Here is a 17,228-nt window from a genome sequence, read left to right as displayed (position 1 = left end):
AGACCTCCCGAACACTCACGGCGCCGCCGTCCCGTCGTACTGACTGCGGGCCGAGTCGCTGATCCGGATCAGCAGCGCCACGATGATCCAGTTGGTGACGACCGAGGAGCCGCCCTGCGCGAGGAACGGCATCGCCATCCCGGTGAGCGGGATCAGACCGGTCACCCCGCCCGCGATCACGAAGACCTGGAGCGCCACGATCGACGCGAGGCCGATCGCGAGGAGCCGTCCGAAGGGGTCGCGCAGGGCCAGGCCCGCCCGGTGGCCGCGCTCCACGAGGAGGGCGTAGAGGAGGAAGATCCCCGACAGGCCGACCAGGCCCAGCTCCTCGCCCGCGGTCGCCAGGATGAAGTCCGACTTGGCGGCGAATCCGATGAGGATCGAGTGGCCGAGCCCGAGACCGGTGCCGAGCATCCCGCCGGCGGCGAACGCGAAGAGGGACTGGGCGAGTTGGTTGGGCCCCCGGCCCGCCTGGATCGAGGCGAAGGGGTGCAGCCAGTCCTGCACCCGGCTGTGGACGTGCGGTTCGAGCCAGCCGACGGCCGCCGCGCCCACGCAGGCCAGCAGCAGCCCGACCGCGATCCAGCCGGTGCGGCCGGTGGCGACGTACAGCAGGATCACGAACAGGCCGAAGAACAGCAACGAGGTGCCCAGGTCCCGCTCCAGTACCAGCACCAGCACGCTCAGCAGCCAGATCGCGACGATCGGACCGAGTACGCGGCCGGTGGGCAGCTGGAGCCGCTTGAACTTCCAGATCTGTCGGCCGGTGTACGCGAGCGCGTTGCGGTTGGCGGCCAGATATCCGGCGAAGAAGATCGCGAGGAGCACCTTCGCGAACTCGCCCGGCTGGATGGAGAATCCGGCGATCCGGATCCAGATGCGGGCGCCGTTCACGGCCGGGAAGAGGATCGGCAGGATCAGCAGCGCCAGCGCGGTGACGACGGAGACGTACGTGTAGCGCTGAAGGACGCGGTGGTCGCGCAGCAAGAGCACGGCCGCGATGAAGAGCGCGACACCGAGTGTCGACCAGCTGAGCTGGATGGGAGCCGCGCGGTCGCCCGGGGTCTCCAGATCGAGCCGGTAGATCAGCACCAGGCCCAGGCCGTTGAGGAGCACGGCGATGGGGAGCAGCAGGGGATCGGCGTACGGCGCCCGCAACCGCACCGCCAGGTGCGCGAGCAGCGCGAGCACGCCGAGCCCGGCGCCGTAACCGGCGGCGCCGGGCGGGACGGTGCCGTTCTTCGCGAAACCGACAGCGCAGTAGCCGTACACACAGAGCAGGACGGCCACGACGATGAGGGTGAACTCGATGCCGCGGCGCCTGGGCAGGCGTACAGCGGGCGCGGGCGGGGCCGCTGTCGCTGTCGTTCCGGGCTGAATCATGACCGGAACGTAGCAAGCAAGGGGCCTGATGTCCCGTTATGTGATGACAAACGGGCTGTTCCGGTGTATCTGCCGGGGGCGCCGGCGTCGGCGGTTCAGCACCGGGGAGGAGAGTCGGCGGTGCGGATGAAGCGCGCGGGGCCCCAGGACCAGACGCCGTTGCCGTCGATCAGATACCAGAGGGTGTCGCCGCTGACCGGCAGGCCCCGGGTCTTGCAGACGATGCGGACGAACTCGCCGTTCTGTGCGACACGGACCAGCCGGCCGTCGAACGGGGAGCTTTGCAGGGCCAGCCCGCCGTTCATGTCGACCCTGCCCCTGGTCGTGGGGCCGATATCGAGTTCGTCGACCCCTCCGGCGAAGGGGTCGAGTTCGTCGCCGTCGGCGCCGGAGAAGTCGACACCACTGACCACTCCGTCGTCCCACTCGAGGCTGTCGGCGCTCCCGGGGTCCAGGCTCACGTCGGCGACGGCGGGGGTGGCGCCGGCAAGGGCGACGAGGCTGCCCGCGGCGAGAGCTATGGCGAGACGTGCGTACGTGGATCGCTGGAACATGGAAAGCTCCTCCAAGAGGGGGCGAACCTGACTAATCGCCACATTAGGAGCGGGTGTGGGCAGGCGCAGGTCACACTGCGCCATCGGGGACGCCGAGGCGCCCAGGGTCCTCCGGACGGCCCTTCGAGCCCCTCCCGAAGGGCGTTGGGCTTGCTCCGGAGGGTCGTTCAGGATGCTCCGGAAAGTTGTTCGGAGAGGTCGGACTGAGGGAGCGTCAGGGTCGCCAGCGCGCCTCCCTCGGGCGCGTTGCCGAACGTCAGCCGCGCGCCGAGTACCTCCGCCTGGCCGAGCGCGATCGTCAGCCCGAGCCCGTGCCCCTTCGAACCGCCCTCCGTACGGAAGCGCTGCGGCCCGTGCGCCACGAGGTAGTCCGGATAGCCGCGGCCGTGGTCCCGCACGGTGACGACCGGGCCGTCGACCGTCAGCACCACCGGCCCGGCGCCGTGCTTGTGCGCGTTCGCCACCAGATTCCCCAGCACACGCTCCAGCCGGCGCCGGTCGGTCTCCACGCGCACATCCCGCACGACCTGGACCTCGGTGTCGGTTCCCGACGCCCGCACCACCCGCTCGGCCAGCGGAGCCAGCGGTTCCGAGTCCAGCTCCAGCCGCTCGCTCCGCGCGTCGAGGCGGGAGATCTCCAGCAGGTCCTCGGTCAGCGTGCGCAGCGCGGCCACCCGGTCGCGCACCAGCTCGGTCGGGCGCCCCGGCGGCAGCAGTTCGGCCGCCGCGTGCAGCCCGGTCAGCGGGGTGCGCAGCTCGTGCGCCACGTCCGCGGTGAACCGCTGCTCGCTCAGCAGCTTGCTCTGCAGCGAGGACGCCATAGTGTCGAGGGCCCCGGCGACCGCGCCCACCTCGTCCTGGGGGCGCGTCGGATCCTGCGTACGCGCGTCGTTGACGCGCGCGTCCAGGTCGCCCGCGCTGATCCGTCGCGCCACCTGTGCCGTCGCGTGCAGCCGGCGGGTCACCCGGGTCACGGCGAACGAGCCCACCAGCAGTGTCGCGCCGATCGCCAGCGCCGAGGACCACACGATCGCCCGGTCCAGGGCGTCGATGGTGTGGGCGCCCTGCGCGTAGTCGTACTGGACAGCGAGCGCGCGTCCGCCGTTCGCGGGCCCGGCCGCCCACATGGTGGGGTGCCCGTCCTGGTCGCCGACCATCGTGCCGCGTTTCCCGTCCGCGGCGAGCTCGCGCAGCGCGGTCGGCAGCCCGGGGAGGTCGACGCCCGCGTCCGGCGGCAGCCGGTCTCCCGCCTCGTACCGCGTGGTCACGTCGGTGAGCCGGTCCAGCGCGCGGCCGCGGGCCTCGCCGACGGTCTGGTCGGTCACCGAGACGTGCACGAGGATGCCGAGGAGCGCGGCGAGGCCGCAGCACATCACCGTGATGAAGGCGGCCGCCTTCCAGGTCAGGGTGGCGGTCCACTGCGGGAGGCGCTGAAGGGCCTGTCTCATGACGCGCTCGCGGAGGGCGAGAGCGTGGGGGCCGGCGTCTTCGGCGGGGTGGTTCCCACCCGCAGGATCTCGTCGCGCGTCGCCAGCATCGCGTTCTGGTGCGGGTCCCAGGCCCAGACCGTACGGAACTCGTATCCGGGCAGTGTCGAGGGCGAGCGGATGATCACGTCACGGCCCGCCAGCTCCACGCTGACCACGCTGTCCGCGGTGCCCATGACCTGTACCAGCCTGTGGTGCAGGAAGGTGTACACACGCACCCCCAGCTGGTCCTTGGGGAAGCGGATGCCGAGTACCAGGTCGTCCATCCCGTCGCCGGTGAGATCGCGGTAGTACGCCTGGAGGATGGGGCACTTCCTGCCCGGCGCGCCCTTCTTGCCGCAGTCCTTCAGCTGGTCGACGGTCTGTGCGTACACGGCGTGCGGCCCGGTGTACTCGTCCGGGTGCGCGGCGACCTCGGCACGCACCACGGCGACCGGATCCACCCGGTGGATGTCGTCGCCCGGTGCCGTGATGCCCTTGACCGTCTCGGTGTCCGCCTCGCCGTAGTCGAGGGCGGGCGTCGAGGCGGGCGGCACCTCGGGCCACAGCTTGGTCGGGCCGACGGCGGTGGGAGTGGCCCCCGCGGCCCGCAGGTCGCCGGAGTCGCCGCAGCCCGCCAGGGTCGCCACGAGTACGGCGGCGACGGCGGCACCGAGGACCGCACGCGTGGGCCTTCCGGCTGCCCGCGCGAGGCGGCTGGGGCGGCTGGGGGTCACTGCACTCCTGCGTTCGGGCCGTCCTCACCCCGCAGGGCGCTACTGTTCGAGGTCGGCGTAGAGAATGATGTTGTCGGCGCGGTGGCCGTCCATGAGGGGCCGCCCACCACAGGTGATCGGGCGCAGCTCCGGACGGTCGATGGCCCCGTACACCTTATTCGTAGGGAAGTCCTTTTTGTTCACCCGTCGGCGGCTGTAGGACGCCACGACGGTCGTGCGGTGCTCGTGCGGCTGTATGGCGCTGGTGCTGCCCCTTCGGCCGTTGCGTCACGGCTCCGCGAGTTCCTCGAGGAGGCGGGCCGTGGCCAGCCCCGCCCGCAGATACTCCACGAACAGCTCGTTGTGCAGCGCCCACGGCGAGCGCCGGGCACGTATGAGCCGTATCGCGTCCTCGGAAGTGTGCCCGGCGAGGACGAGCGCGTGCGCGACGACCAGTCCCGAACGGTTGTACCCGTGATAGCAGCGCACCAGAACCCGGCGCCCGTCCTCCAGCGCGTCGTCCGCGGCCCGCGCGAGTCGCATCACACCCGCGATTTGCGTACCGTCGAGGGGTCCGTCCGGAATGGGCCACACATGGTGCTCGACGCCGGGATCCGGGCCGTGCCCCGGCAGCCGCAACAGTGTCAGGACCAGGTCGAACTCATCTCGTACGACAGCGAATTCCGGCTCGCCGGAACGGCCCGAGAACGCGTGTCCGCCCATCCACAAGCCGGGCACGATCTCGCTCCAGGGGCTGTCCGGAGCGGGCACATCGGGTTGCCTTCTGCGAGTCCGCAACGGCACCTCCCACCGAATCCCAACTCCCCCAACTCCTCTCAAAGGTAACCGGGTTCTTGCCCCTGGAGCACCCCGCCTGTTCCCATGGTCATGGGGTGATGGTGCATGAGCGGACTGCGCGTCATACCGTCCTGGCGGCACGGTCAGGAGCGGCTGTACGTCTGCCTGGCGGACGGGAGGAACGTCGCCTGGTACGACCGTGAGGGGGCCCGGGTCAACCTGCTCAGCGAGGACCGGCGCGAGGACGTGCTCGATGTGCTGGGCCCCTTCCTGACCGGCCCGGTGACGGTGGGGCCGCCGCCGGTCCCGACCCCGGTGGAGCTGGCCCGGCTGACCCTCCACCCGGACGACGACCTCGCGCCGAACCGGCCCGGCGAGGCGTTGGTGATCGCACTCGACCGGGATCCCGGCCCGGCGCACCGGCTGCGTCCCGATCCGCGACGCCGTGCGCTGGCCGCCGAGCAGGCCGTCGGCGAGGCCCTGGATCAGCTGGACGGCGCGGGCTGGCACACCCTCCACTCGATCCCGCTCCCCGGTGGCGACCGCATCCACCACCTGCTCATCGGTCCAGGCGGCCTCTTCTGCCTCCGCACCCTCTACGGCCGCAGGCAACGCGTCCTGATCGCCGATCCCATGGTCACCGTGGGCCGTCACGAGCCGCACCCGCTCCTGCGCCGAGTCCGCGCGGACGCCGACCGCGCCTCCTACGCCCTCACCGCCGAGGTCCACCCCGTCCTCGCCGTGTCCGGCCCCGCCGACCTGGACGTCATGGCACCCCCACGCGAGGTCCGCATCCTCCAGGACACCGACCTCGCCTCCCTGGCCCGCCTGGGCGGCGTCCTGAAACCCGCGGACGTGGAGGCCCTCCACGCGATGGCCCGCGACCGCTACACGTGGTCGCGGGTGTGAGGCGCTGACGGCCAACGTGCGGCTGCGCCCCCACCCCTTTCAAGGGTGCGGGGAACTGCGCGATCTTTTGAGCGGGGGTCTGGGGGCGGCGGCCCCCAGGTACCGGACAGGTCGGGGCGGAGGGGCGAAAGCCCACGCACGCGCCCACGCCGGCTCAGGGCAGCGGCCCGGCGTGACGGGGGTTCAGGAGCGGCGCGAGGAGATCGCCGTACCGCTGGAGGCGAGGGGGGACGTCCGGCGCGTGGAAGGCCAGTTGGTTCGCGGTGGTGCACTGGGTGACCTCCTCCCAGGTCACCGGAGCCGACACGGTGGGCTCGGCCCGGGCTCGGAGGGTGTACGGCGTCGCCGTCGTCTTCCGCGCAGCGTTCTGGCTCCAGTCGACGAACACCTTGCCGCCCCGCAGGTTCTTCGTCATCCGGTGGGTGACACGCCCCTGCAGCACACGCTCGGCCTCGACGGCGATCTCCTTCGCGTACGCGGTGACTTCCTTGGACGGCGTCGGTTCCAGCGCCGCCAGCAGATGCAGCCCCTTCGACCCGGAGGTCTTCGCGTACGCCGCGATCCCGTCCGCGGCCAGCCGCTCCCGCAGCCACAGCGCGACCTCGCAGCACTCGACGATCGTCGCGGGCGCCCCCGGGTCGAGGTCGAACACGAGCCGGTCGGCCTCGCCGGGGGTGTCCACCTGCCATTGGGGCGTGTGGAACTCGGTGACGAGGTTCGCCGCCCACATGAGCGAGGCCAGATCCTGGATCAGGACCATACGGGCAGGGCCCTCCGAGCGGGGGACCTGGGCGGTCCTGACCCACTCGGGCGTACCGGGCGGCACGTTCTTGGCGAAGAAGACCTGCCCGTCCGGCCCGTCGGGGTAGCGGAGGAAGGAGAGCGGCCGGTTGTGGAGGTGAGCGAGGAGCGCGTCCGCGACGGTCGCGTAGTAGTGCAGCACCTCGCCCTTGGTGAAGCCGGTCGCGGGGTACAGCACCTTCTCCAGGTTGCTGAGCGCGAGCCTGTGTCCCTCCACCTCCGTGATCGGGGTCATGGATCGAGAATCCCATGAAAAGGGATCGAAAAAGACAGGTCCCGGACGATGTCGTCCTCAGCTGGGGCACCCAGTCATGTCGTGTACGGCTTGGCCACAGCGCCCGACTGCGTACTGGCCATGTCCACGTCTCCTGTCTCCTTGATCCCCTCTCGTGTTGTGTGATCCCCCTCGTGTCGTGCGGCTCAGGCCGTGTGCTCCGGGCAGTTGTGGAAGCCCCGGACACGCCAGGCCCCGTCCTGCTCGGAGAGCACCCAGCTGTCCAGCGCCCGGTTCTCGGGCCGCACAGGACGACGCCGAGCGGTGCTGGTCATGGTCTTTCCCTCTCGTTGTTCCGGCGTTCGGCCATGAAGACCAGCGGTGTCGCCGAAAGGAATCGGGGCGCGCGGCACCGGGGGAGGGCGCCTGCGGATGTGCCGTCGCGAACGTCCGTTTAGCCTGGCTTCAGCCTGAATTTCTTGGCTTCACACGCACCTCTCGAATCGATGTCAGGAAGGTGCTGCACGTGCGATCCATATGGAACGGCGCCATCTCCTTCGGCCTGGTCAGCATCCCCATCAAGCTCGTGAACGCCACGGAGAGCCACTCGATCTCCTTCCGTCAGATCCACCTCGACGACGGCGGCCGCATCCGCTACCGCAAGGTCTGCGAACTGGAGGACCGCGAGGTCTCGACCCCGGAGATCGGCAAGGCGTACGAGGACGCGGACGGCACGCTGATCCCGATCATGGACGAGGACCTGGCCTCGCTGCCGATCCCGACCGCCAGGACGATCGAGATCGTGGCCTTCGTACCGGCCGAGCGGATCGACCCGCTCCAGATGGAGACGGCGTACTACCTGTCCGCGAACGGCGTGCCCGCCGCCAAGCCGTACGTCCTTCTGCGCGAGGCCCTGAAACGCAGCCAGAAGGTCGCCGTCGCGAAGTTCGCGCTGCGTGGGCGGGAGCGGCTCGGGATGTTGCGCGTGGTCGACGACGTGATCGCCATGCACGGGCTGCTCTGGCCGGACGAGATCCGCGCCACCGACGAGGTCGCCCCGGACACGAGCGTCACCGTTCGCGAGCAGGAACTGGACCTGGCGGATGCCCTGATGGACACCCTCGGCGAGGTCGACCTCGAAGACCTGCACGACGACTACCGCGAGGCCGTCGAGGAGCTCATCGCCGCCAAGGCTTCCGGCGTCGAGGCGCCCGCCGTCCCCGCGGGGGAGCGCCCCGGCGGCAAGGTGCTCGACTTGATGGCCGCCCTGGAGAAGAGCGTGCGCGCGGCCAAGGAGTCGCGCGGCGAGGAAGCGGGCGAGGACGCGAGCGAGCCCGGCGAGGTCAGGCCCCTTCCGGCCCGCCGTACGGCCGCCCGCAAGTCCGCTCGTACGGCCCCCAAGGAGGTCGGCGGCAAGAAGTCGACGTCCGCGGCGAAGAAGACGGCAGCCAAGAAGTCGACGTCGAAGAAGACCACCGCGAAGAAGTCGACTACCAAGACAGCCACCAAGGAGGCCGCCGGTACGGCCACCAAGCCGGCCACCAAGCAGACGGCGACCAAGAAGACCGCCGCGAAGAAGACTGCCGCGAAGAAGGCCGCACCACGGAAACGGGCATCGGCCTGAGCCGTGCGAGGTCGTGGGGCTTGTCGCGCAGTTCCCCGCGCCCCTTTTCAGGGGCGCGGGGAACTGCGCAGTCTCTCTGCGGGGGTCTGGGGGCGCAGCCCCCAGGGACGGGAGGGGTAGGGGCGCAGGGGGTGAACACCCTCAGGCCGGACGTCGGCCCCCGAGGTCACCCGGTACGCCGCAACCGGTCCACCGGCCAGGAGCGGAAGTCCGTTGCCGAATACCACCTTGGCGTTGTCTGTCAGCGGCGCGGCCAGGGGCGCCCGTCCAGACGCTCGATGTCGCGGTTCAGGCGTCCGAGGTAGCCGGCGAACTCGGCCACCTCGTCCGGCGTCCAGTCCTCCATCACCTTCTCCAGGCCCTGCAGGTTCGCGGCGCGGTCGGCGGCCAGTCGGCGCTCGCCCTCGGCGGTGATGGCGAACTTGCGGGCGATGCCCCCGTCGGGGTCGGGGATGCGTTCGACGATACCGGTCCGCAGCATGGCGGCGGTCTGCCGGTTGAGCGTGGAGGTGTCCAGCCCGAATGCCTCGCTGAGCTGGCCGATGGACATCGGGCCGTCCACCTGGATGCGGCTGAGCAGAAGGTAGGCGCTGCGGTCGAGCCGCCGGTCGCCGTCCCGCATGCGCGGTGTCAGCAGGTGCATGTACCGCCCGAGCAGCATGGTCTCGAATTCGATCAGATCAAGGGGCTTGTCCATGCGGGCTTCCTTCGGCTCCTGGTCAGCCTCCCTCTTCCCTCTCAGAGAGACCGCCTACCAGTAGGTATACCACGCATGTGTATGATGCACTTCACATGCATTATGCATATCGAATGCATGGTGCATACGGATCTGAGAGAGCACGAGGGAGTACCCGTGGACAGTTCCAAGCCCGAGAGCGGCTCCGGCAGAGTCGTCGGCATCCTTGCCTTCGGGGGCATCGTGGCCGCGATCACGCAGACCCTGGTGGTGCCGCTGATCGGGGAACTGCCGACCCTGCTCGACACCAGCGCCTCGAACGCCTCCTGGGTGATCACCGCCACGCTGCTGGCTGCCGCGGTGATGACGCCGGTCGCCGGCCGCCTCGGGGACATGTACGGCAAGAAGCGCATGCTCCTTGCCTCGCTGGTCCCGCTGATCATCGGCTCGATGGTGTGTGCCCTGTCCTCCTCGGTGCTCCCGATGATCGCCGGACGCGGTCTGCAGGGCATGGGCATGGGTGTGGTGCCCCTCGGTATCAGCCTGCTGCGCGACGTGGTGCCGCCGGAGAAGCTCGGCACGTCCATCGCGCTGATGAGCGCGTCCATGGGCGTGGGCGGCGCGCTCGGCCTGCCGTTCTCCGCGGCGATCGCCGAAAACGCCAGCTGGCGGGTGCTGTTCTGGGTCGTTGCCGCGCTGAGCCTCGCGGTCGGCACCCTGATCTGGTTCTTCGTGCCCACGGACCACGCGAGCACCGCGCCGAGCGGCTTCGACCTGCTCGGCGCGCTGGGTCTGGGCACCGCACTGGTCTGTCTGCTCCTCGCCGTCTCCAAGGGCGCCGACTGGGGCTGGGGCAGTGGCACCACGCTCGGCCTGTTCGCCGCCGCCGTCGTCGTACTGCTGGCCTGGGGCTGGTGGGAGCTGCGGATCGCAGACCCACTGGTCGACCTCCGGGTGACCGCGCGCCCGCAGGTGCTGACGACGAACGCGGCCTCGATCCTGGTCGGCTTCGCGATGTACGCCCAGTCGCTGGTCGTTCCCCAACTGCTCCAGCTGCCCGAGGTCACCGGCTACGGGCTGGGCGAGTCCATGCTGGCCATGGGCCTGTGGATGGCCCCGGCGGGCCTGATGATGATGCTTATCTCGCCGGTCGGCGCCAAGCTGTCGGCCGCGAAGGGCCCCAAGGTCACCCTGATCGTCGGCGCCCTCGTCATCGCCCTCGGCTACGGCGTCTCCCTGCCACTGATCGGCTCCGGCTCCCCGTGGGGCCTGCTGCTCGTGACCGTCGTCGGCAGCTCGGGTGTCGGCTTCGCCTACGGTGCGATGCCCGCCCTCATCATGAGCGCGGTGCCCCAGTCGGAGACCGCCTCGGCCAACAGCTTCAACACGCTGATGCGCTCCATCGGCAGCTCCGTGTCCGCCGCCGTGATCGGCGTGGTCCTGGCCCAGATGACCACCAAGTTCGGCGTCTACTCCCTGCCGTCCGAGAACGGCTTCCGCGTCGCCATGCTGATCGGCTGCGGCGTGGGTCTCGCGGCCGCGGCCGTCGCCTCCCTCATCCCCGCCCGCACGGCGGTCGACGGGCGGTCGGAGCCCGGCGTCGTATCGGACGCCGCGTCGGCGGCGTCGGCGGCGAAGGCGTGACCTGCTGACGTTCGCTTCCAGCGCGGTCAGGGGCGGTCCACGGGGGACCGCCCCTGACCGCTCTCGCCGGTCGACAGCCGCTCGATTCCCCCTCACCCCCGGCAGGCCCTTGCCGCTACTGCGAGAAGTCCACCCCCTGCGCCAATGCCACCCGCCCCGAGTCGTTCACGGTGTTGGTCGCCCGGCGCGGATGGACGGAGCGCCGACCGCGAACGCAGCTACCAACGGTTCGCCCGCCCCGGATCGTGCGCGGCCCGATCGTCGCCCCGGGCACAGGCCTTCTCCCAGCGAGGACGCGGCGGCTGGGGCCTGGCTTTCGGATCACGCCGACTTCGGGTTACGGCGCCTCACCACTGCCGCGGCCCAGGCATGATCCGAACGGCAGGCCCTAGTTCTGGCCGAGGACGGCCCTGGCCGCTTCGATCATCTTGGCGTTGCGGGCCTTCTCGGCCTCCAGCTCCGCCTTGTGGTCGTCGATCTGCTGCGTCTGGCGACTGGTCTCCGCGCTGAACCAGTTCTTCACCAGTCCGGAGGACTCCTTGCAGTCGACATCCGCGACAGCCGTGTCGATCTCCGACTCGGACGGCTGCGTTGCCGTCGATTCGGCGAAGGCCTCGCCGGCCTGCAGCGGCTCGGGGAAGTTCTTGTAGCTCTTCCTGGCCATGCACGCCGACCAACTGCTCAGGGCTGCCTGGACCTTGAGGCTGCTCTTCGTGGCCTCCAGCGACTCGGCGGCGAGGTCACCGGCGATGTCGGTCTCGTACAGGATGCCGACCTTCTTGTTCGCCTCGGGGATGCAGGTGTTCTCCAAGGCGTCGTACCACTTGTCGGTGCGGCCCTCCTTGGCCTCCTCCGCGGCGGTGTCGTCCGCGGGTTCCTCGGCCGCTGCGGCCACCTGATAGCCGTACGTCTGCGCGGTCTTGGCGTCGGTGATGCCGTAACGGCGCTCCATGTTCATGCCGTCGTACGACAGGGCCGGGGTCGTGCCGGAGGCGGGCGGGGCGAACGTGAACCCGAGACGCGCCATGCACGCGGTCTTGACCTTGTCCTTGGCGTTCTCGACGTCGACCTCGTCCGGGTACGACACCATGTAGTCCTCGAGCGGCAGTCGCATCCCGGCCGCGAGGCCGCTCTCCACCCGCGCCGTCGGCCACTTCGCTCGGCTTGTGGCATCCGGCAGGGAGCCGGCTTCGCTCCTGGTCTTCACCGTCTGCTGTCCCTGCGCGTGTTGGGTGCCGCAGGCGGCGGTCAGAGCGAGCGCCGAGCACGAGGCGGCCAGCACAGCGGAACGTATCCACTTCTTGGTCATAGCTAGTTCCTCTTGCTCGACGAGTTCTTGTTCTTCAGGCCGCTGCCCAGGTTGCGGGCGATGCCGTCGTACTTCGGGATCGTCTTCTTGCTGCCGCTGTATCCGGCGTTGCTGTAGACCGTGTACGAGTGGGACGGGTCCTGGTTGTAGGCGGAAGCGGCGTTGTCCGTGGCGTACTGCCCGTTGCCCGTGTCGTCGCACGGTGCTGACATGCCCTTGTGGGTGTCACCATCGGGGTCCGTGTAGTAGCCGGGGAATCCGCTGAAGGTGTACCGGACGATGGAGGCCCCGTTCGGGGAGTAACCCCAGTGGTCCTTGATCGACTTGTTGCTGATGAAACAGGCGCTCTGGGACAACTGCGTCGTCTCGGAACGGGAGTTGAAGTGAATGCGGAAGCAGGCCCGGTTGTAGGCGGAACTGCACGCGTCAGCCGCGTAAGAGGTCGCGGCGGACGCGGACGGCGCGGTCGCGAGGACGGTGGCGAACGAGGCCACCGCGGCGGCGAGCGCGGCTAGGGGTCTGGCAGGGCGCAACGGTGTTTCCCCCTGTTTCCTTCTGCTGCAGGGCAGGGGGTGTCCCATCGCGCCTGGTCCCGGCGCTGTGGAACGTTCCCCCCGTGCATGGTCAAACCCTGGAGTTGTCTGGTCTGGACTAACCCTCCGGGTCTGGTCACTCTAGCCATGGCATGAGCGCAGCCGACAAGATCTGGTCGAGGACATGGCAAGAAAGCGCCCCGAGAGCACCGGAACGCGCGAAGGCCTCCCCGTGACGCCCGCAGACCCCAACGTGCGGGAATTCTGTGAAGAGTTGTGAAGCAAGAGGACAGTGATGCCGCGCAGCTCGATCGAATTGGCCGGATTCCGACCCCACATCCAGCACGGCACCGGGATCAGCGGAACAGCGGTACAGCGGATCAGCCCAGACTCGTCGGGAGGCCGGCGAGGGCCTGGCCCCCATCGGCCGCGCCGTTCCGTGGTCAGCCCGGGATCCGCGACGTGCCGGGGCGGGTCTGTACGACGAGCCGTGCCGGCGCCGTCGCACGCGGCGCACTGCGGGCAAGGCGCCGTGCCGGCGGGCGTCCCCTCGTCACCGACCGCGGTCTGCCCCCCCGGGCGGGCCCGAAGCGGACCCGTTCGTCGGGCGCTCCCCGGGCGGCTCGCCGGCTCGTGCAAGCGTCTGCGCAGTGCCGTGGTCTGCAGTGCCGTGGTCTGCGGAGGGCGTCGGGCGGGCGCTCCACCGGCGCGACTCCAGTCGGTTTCACCCGGGGCGGGTGATGCCACGGCGACGGCTCGGGCGAACGCTGGTCCAGTGCCGGTCGGTCACACGCGCTTGCCGTGGTGAGTGGCGCGTCTGTGTGTCGGAGGAGGGCTCGTGAACCAGTACCCGCCCATCGCGGAGCACGGAATGGTCGGCGATCTCCAGACGGCGGCCCTGGTGTCGTCCGGCGGAACGGTCGACTGGTGGTGCACCCCACGCTTCGACTCGCCCAGCGTCTTCGCCTCGCTCCTGGACAGCGAACGAGGAGGCCACTGCCGTCTCGCCGCCGAGCAGGCGGACGGGAACGGGATGACGGTCCGGCAGCTCTACCTGTCCGACACGGCCGTCCTCGTCACCCGTTTCATGGGACCGGGCGGCGTCGGCGAGGTCGCCGACTTCATGGAGCCGGCCGATTCCCCGACGCCCACGGACCGGCACCGTCTGGTCCGGATCGCCCGCGTCGTACGGGGCAGTCTGTCCTTCGCCTTCGACTGCCGTCCGCGCTTCGACTACGGACGCGCCTCGCACACGCTCACCCGGGGCGACGATCACTTCGCCGTCTTCCACGGCCCCGGGACGGATCTGCAGGTGCAGTCCACCACCGGTGTCGCCCTCCGGGCCGACGGCGACGACCTCACCGCCCGCTTCGCCCTCGACGCCGGTGAGGTAGCCGCCATCGTGCTGACCAGCACCGCGAGTGGCGGTGCCGCTCCGGCCCCGCCGACGCTGGACGGCATCGCTCAGGCGCTGGAGGCGTGCCGGGTCTTCTGGCACTCGTGGCTGCGTTCGTGCACGTACCGCGGACGCTGGCAGGACGTGGTGAACCGCTCCGCCATCACGCTCAAACTGCTCACGTACGCGCCCACGGGGGCGCCCGTCGCCGCGGCCACCATGGGGCTGCCCGAGCAGGTCGGCGGCGAGCGCAACTGGGACTACCGGTACACCTGGATCCGTGACGCCTCGCTGTCGGTGAGGGCCCTGATCGACCTCGGCTTCGAGTCGGAGGCGACCGCCTTCCGCCGTTGGCTGCGCGACCGCATCGAGGCCGGCGGCACTGCCTCGGGCGACCCGCTGCAGATCATGTACCGCGTCGACGGCGACCCGCATCTGGCCGAGGAGAACCTCGACCACCTGGAGGGCTACATGGGCTCGCGGCCGGTGCGCGCGGGCAACGGGGCGGCCGATCAGCTCCAGCTCGACATCTACGGCGAGGCCTCCGACGCGCTCGTCGTGTCCGGTGACATGGGTGCGATCCGCGGCTGGAAGTCGCTGCGCGGCGTGCTGGACTGGCTCACCGACCACTGGGACCGGCCCGACGAGGGCATCTGGGAGACCCGCGGGGGCCGGCAGAACTTCACGTACAGCCGACTGATGACCTGGGTGGCGTTCCAGCGCGGTGTCCACGCGGCCACCGTCTTCTCCCGTCCCGCCGACATCGCCCGCTGGACCGAGGCCCGCGACGCGGTCTTCCAGCAGATCATCGAGCAGGGCTGGCACGAGAAGCGACAGGCCTTCGTCCAGCACTTCGACACCGACGTCCTGGACGCCTCGCTGCTGCTGATGCCCCGGGTCGGATTCCTCGCACCGCGGGACCCGGACTGGCTCAGCACCCTCGACGCGATGGATGAGGAACTGGTGAGCGACAGTCTGGTCTACCGGTACGACCCAGCGGCCTCGCCCGACGGACTGCGCGGCTCCGAGGGGACGTTCAACCTGTGCAGCTTCCTGTACGTGGAGGCCCTGGCCCGCGCCGGCCGGCTCACCCAGGCCCGGTACGCCTTCGACAAGATGCTCACGTACGCCAACCACGTCGGTCTGTTCGCCGAGGAGATCGGCCCTTCGGGCGAACAGCTCGGGAACTTCCCCCAGGCGTTCACCCATCTCGCCCTGATCACGGCCGCCATGGCACTGGACGAGCAGCTGGGTAAGGCGGAGGCGGGGCCGGAACACGGCGCCGGCCGGCGCCCGACGACCCGCTACCGCTACCGCTACACGGTGCCCACCGAGACCGGGACCGGCCGAGGCGACACAGGTGGCTGAGAGGGTCGCGCCGCAGCAGCGGAGCGGGCATCGACGGGTGCTGGCGGCCCTCGCCCTCGCCCAGTTCATCTGCAGTTTCGCCGGCTCCAACATGAACGTGATGATCAACGACATCAGCCACGACCTGGACACCACCGTGCAGGGCGTGCAGGTGGCGATCACGATCTTCCTGCTGGTCATGGCCGCCCTGATGATCCCCGGCGGCAAGCTGACCGACCGCTACGGCCGCAAGCGGTGCCTCCTGGTGGGCCTCGTCGTGTACGGCGTCGGCGCGCTGCTGAGCGCCGTCGCTCCGGGCCTGGGCGTTCTCATCCTCGGCAACTCGATCCTGGAGGGTGTCGGTACGGCGCTGCTCATCCCGCCCGTCTACATCCTCACGACGCTCCTCTTTCCCGACATGACCTCCCGCGCCCGCGCGTTCGGGGTGATCATGGCGCTGGGCGGCATCGGGGCCGCCGCGGGCCCGCTGATCGGCGGACTCATCACGACGGGCATCAGCTGGCGGGCGGCCTTCGTGTTCCAGGCTCTGGTGATCGTGCTGATCGTCGTTCTGAGCCGCGGGATCGAGGATCCGCTGCCGCCCGATCCGGACCGTCCCTTCGACACCGTCGGGGCGGTCCTGTCCGCGGTCGGTCTCGTCCTGATCGTCATGGGCATCCTGGCCGCGGACAACAACGTGTGGCTGATGCTCGGCCTGCTCCTCCTCGGCGTCTTCATGCTCTGGTGGTTCTTCCACTGGGTACGCGCCAGGGAGGCGTCCGGCAAGGAGCCGCTGCTCTCGCTCGCCCTGTTCCGCAACCGCACCTCCAACCTGGGGCTCGTGACCCAGAACGTCCAGTGGCTGCTGCTCATGGGCGCGTCGTTCACGGTGGCCGCCTATCTGCAGGTCGTACGCGGCTATGACGCCATCGAGACCGGCGTCATCTTCACGGCGGCCACGCTCGGGCTGCTCGTCACGTCGCTGGCCGCCGAGCGTCTCGCCCAGCGACGACCCCAGCGGACGCTCATCATGACCGGCTTCGTCGTCTCCGTGGTGGGCGTGGCCGTCCTGGTCGCCCTGGCCGGCAGCTTCTCCACCGCCTGGGCCTTCGCCCCCGGTCTCCTGCTCCTCGGCCTCGGGCTGGGCGTGATGCTGACCCCGTCGGTGAACGTCGTCCAGTCGAGCTTCCCCGAGGAACAGCAGGGCGAGATCTCCGGTCTGTCCCGCAGCATCTCGAACCTGGGCTCCTCCTTCGGCACGGCGATCGCCGGCACCATCCTGGTCTCCGGCCTCACCAGGGGCGCCTACGCCGCGGCGATGATCGTCCTGGCGGCAGTCGGCCTCGCCGGCCTGGCGGCCGCGGCCCTCCTCCCCCGCGAAGCGGGCCCGTCCACGGGACGGGCCTGACGGCCCACAGCCGCTCGACCTCGCGAACAGCCCCCTGCCCGCGGAGAAACTGCGGGCAGGGCTCGAAACGGAGAATCCGCGGGCAGGGGCTCGAAGCGGACGGCTTACTTCTTCTTGTTCTTGCCCTGGGTCTTGTCGGGGTCGGGGACTCCGGCGGCCTGCGTTGGCCACCGACCTCTGCCTACCGCCGGTTGAGAGAGCGGGTGACGCCGGTGACGATCGTCGTTGCCAGAATCCATCCGCAGCCGGTCAGCACGTAGCCGACCCACTGGGTGCCGCCTGCCGACCTGTCTGAGGTGCCCCAAGAACCCCGCCCCGGCCGTGCCCGTCACTGGCGCGGCCGGGGCGGACCATGTTTCCGGTCCTGCCGTACTCAACAGCGGCAAGCGCCGCGTTGATCGGTGTCCGATCCCCGGTCCATCGCTGCGCACCGCGGAAGCGGATGTCCCA

General features: G+C 70.1%; 15 protein-coding genes and 1 pseudogene. 5 read left to right on the top strand and 11 right to left on the bottom strand.

Going from position 1 to position 17,228, the window contains the following annotated elements:
• Positions 1–15: 15 nt before the first annotated feature.
• The 6 genes and pseudogenes from ACIBK0_RS20755 to ACIBK0_RS20730 all read right to left on the bottom strand — a co-directional run bounded on the left by ACIBK0_RS20755 (position 16) and on the right by ACIBK0_RS20730 (position 4,917).
• Positions 16–1,383: an FtsW/RodA/SpoVE family cell cycle protein gene (locus tag ACIBK0_RS20755; RefSeq protein WP_399081709.1), complete on the bottom strand. Its 1,368-nt coding sequence runs from the start codon at positions 1,381–1,383 to the stop codon at positions 16–18.
• A 95-nt stretch (positions 1,384–1,478) separates the two neighbouring features.
• Entirely contained in the window at positions 1,479–1,937 is a 459-nt protein-coding gene (locus ACIBK0_RS20750) for an SH3 domain-containing protein (protein ID WP_399081707.1), read from the bottom strand.
• A 167-nt stretch (positions 1,938–2,104) separates the two neighbouring features.
• Positions 2,105–3,385 (bottom strand): ATP-binding protein, encoded by a 1,281-nt coding sequence (locus tag ACIBK0_RS20745; RefSeq protein WP_399081705.1) that lies wholly within the window; start codon positions 3,383–3,385, stop codon positions 2,105–2,107.
• The gene (locus tag ACIBK0_RS20740) at positions 3,382–4,140 is read right to left on the bottom strand and encodes a hypothetical protein (protein ID WP_399081703.1); all 759 of its coding nucleotides are present in this window, start codon (positions 4,138–4,140) and stop codon (positions 3,382–3,384) included. Before ACIBK0_RS20740 ends, ACIBK0_RS20745 begins: the two co-directional genes overlap by 4 nt.
• Positions 4,141–4,179: 39 nt before the next feature.
• Positions 4,180–4,317, bottom strand: a pseudogene (locus ACIBK0_RS20735) (class F sortase); the annotation flags it as partial.
• A gap of 90 nt (positions 4,318–4,407) precedes the next feature.
• The gene (locus tag ACIBK0_RS20730) at positions 4,408–4,917 is read right to left on the bottom strand and encodes a dual specificity protein phosphatase family protein (RefSeq protein WP_399081701.1); all 510 of its coding nucleotides are present in this window, start codon (positions 4,915–4,917) and stop codon (positions 4,408–4,410) included.
• Positions 4,918–5,022: 105 nt separating this feature from the next.
• Here ACIBK0_RS20730 and ACIBK0_RS20725 point away from each other — a divergent pair, with 105 nt between their 5' ends.
• Positions 5,023–5,826: a nuclease-related domain-containing protein gene (locus tag ACIBK0_RS20725; protein ID WP_399081699.1), complete on the top strand. Its 804-nt coding sequence runs from the start codon at positions 5,023–5,025 to the stop codon at positions 5,824–5,826.
• Positions 5,827–5,980: 154 nt separating this feature from the next.
• On the opposite strand, the gene ligD is transcribed toward ACIBK0_RS20725, so the two are convergent.
• Complete coding sequence (gene ligD / locus ACIBK0_RS20720) at positions 5,981–6,862, bottom strand: non-homologous end-joining DNA ligase (protein WP_399081697.1); 882 nt, start codon at positions 6,860–6,862, stop codon at positions 5,981–5,983.
• A 185-nt stretch (positions 6,863–7,047) separates the two neighbouring features.
• The gene (locus ACIBK0_RS20715) at positions 7,048–7,176 is read right to left on the bottom strand and encodes a hypothetical protein (RefSeq protein WP_399081695.1); all 129 of its coding nucleotides are present in this window, start codon (positions 7,174–7,176) and stop codon (positions 7,048–7,050) included.
• Positions 7,177–7,358: 182 nt separating this feature from the next.
• Between ACIBK0_RS20715 and ACIBK0_RS20710 the strand changes: the two genes are divergently transcribed.
• Positions 7,359–8,465: a Ku protein gene (locus ACIBK0_RS20710; RefSeq protein WP_399081693.1), complete on the top strand. Its 1,107-nt coding sequence runs from the start codon at positions 7,359–7,361 to the stop codon at positions 8,463–8,465.
• A gap of 241 nt (positions 8,466–8,706) precedes the next feature.
• Here the strand turns inward: ACIBK0_RS20710 and ACIBK0_RS20705 are convergent, their stop codons facing one another.
• On the bottom strand, positions 8,707–9,162 hold the full coding sequence (locus ACIBK0_RS20705) for a MarR family winged helix-turn-helix transcriptional regulator (RefSeq protein WP_399081690.1): 456 nt from the start codon (positions 9,160–9,162) through the stop codon (positions 8,707–8,709).
• Positions 9,163–9,318: 156 nt separating this feature from the next.
• Here ACIBK0_RS20705 and ACIBK0_RS20700 point away from each other — a divergent pair, with 156 nt between their 5' ends.
• Positions 9,319–10,785, top strand: a complete 1,467-nt coding sequence (locus ACIBK0_RS20700; protein WP_399081689.1) for an MFS transporter — start codon at positions 9,319–9,321, stop codon at positions 10,783–10,785.
• 388 nt (positions 10,786–11,173) lie between these two features.
• Here ACIBK0_RS20700 and ACIBK0_RS20695 read toward each other — a convergent pair whose 3' ends face one another.
• Together ACIBK0_RS20695 and ACIBK0_RS20690 are read right to left on the bottom strand one after the other, a co-directional pair.
• Entirely contained in the window at positions 11,174–12,094 is a 921-nt protein-coding gene (locus tag ACIBK0_RS20695; protein ID WP_399081687.1) for a hypothetical protein, read from the bottom strand.
• Positions 12,095–12,096: 2 nt separating this feature from the next.
• The gene (locus ACIBK0_RS20690) at positions 12,097–12,627 is read right to left on the bottom strand and encodes a hypothetical protein (RefSeq protein ID WP_399081685.1); all 531 of its coding nucleotides are present in this window, start codon (positions 12,625–12,627) and stop codon (positions 12,097–12,099) included.
• Positions 12,628–13,465: 838 nt separating this feature from the next.
• On the opposite strand from ACIBK0_RS20690, the gene ACIBK0_RS20685 reads away from it, so the two are divergent.
• A complete protein-coding gene (locus ACIBK0_RS20685) occupies positions 13,466–15,391 on the top strand; it encodes a glycoside hydrolase family 15 protein (protein WP_399081683.1) in 1,926 nt (641 codons plus the stop codon).
• On the top strand, positions 15,384–16,778 hold the full coding sequence (locus tag ACIBK0_RS20680; protein ID WP_399081681.1) for an MFS transporter: 1,395 nt from the start codon (positions 15,384–15,386) through the stop codon (positions 16,776–16,778). Before ACIBK0_RS20685 ends, ACIBK0_RS20680 begins: the two co-directional genes overlap by 8 nt.
• Positions 16,779–17,228 lie beyond the last annotated feature (450 nt).

Origin of the sequence: Streptomyces sp. NPDC050564 (assembly GCF_044457265.1) — a bacterium.
Classification (GTDB): Bacteria; Actinomycetota; Actinomycetes; order Streptomycetales; family Streptomycetaceae; genus Streptomyces.
This window is presented reverse-complemented; position numbering and strand designations above follow the sequence as displayed.